Source organism: Vibrio sp. 2134-1, from assembly GCF_033339495.1.
Genome location: NZ_JAWOUS010000814.1, coordinates 1 through 553, shown reverse-complemented (window position 1 = coordinate 553; position 553 = coordinate 1). Strand labels below are relative to the sequence as shown.

1 pseudogene is annotated in these 553 nt (G+C 48.3%); it reads left to right on the top strand.

What is annotated here, in order from left to right:
* Positions 1–16: 16 nt before the first annotated feature.
* Positions 17–553 (top strand): annotated as a pseudogene (locus R7R78_RS28690) (FAD-binding oxidoreductase); the annotation flags it as partial.

Here is a 553-nt window from a genome sequence, read left to right as displayed (position 1 = left end):
GACGATAGATAACTTAGTGTCTGCAAACGTCGTTACTGCCGACGGACGCCAATTGCTTGCCAGTGAAACAGAAAACGAGGATCTTTTCTGGGCGCTGCGCGGAGGCGGCGGTAATTTTGGCATTGTTACGCAGTTTGAATTCCAATTGCATCCCATTGGCCCTGAAGTACTGAGTGGTTTGATTGTCTTCCCGTTTGATCAAGCTAAATCGATCATCACGCAGTTTGCAAAATTCACCGAATCTGCACCAGAAGAGTTAAGTGTCTGGATGGTGAGTCGTAAAGCACCGCCACTCCCATTCTTACCTGAAAGCGTTCACGGTAAAGAGGTTGTCGTACTGGCGATATGTTATGCAGGCGACCCATCCGAGGGTGAAAATCTAATTGCTCCACTCAGAGATTTTGGTGACGCACATGGTGAGCATGTTGGCGTACAACCATTTGCTGCATGGCAACAAGCGTTTGATCCCTTGCTTACTCCGGGCGCACGTAACTATTGGAAATCGCATAACTTTAACTCGCTAAGCGAAGGTGTCATCGATGCGGCGATAGAA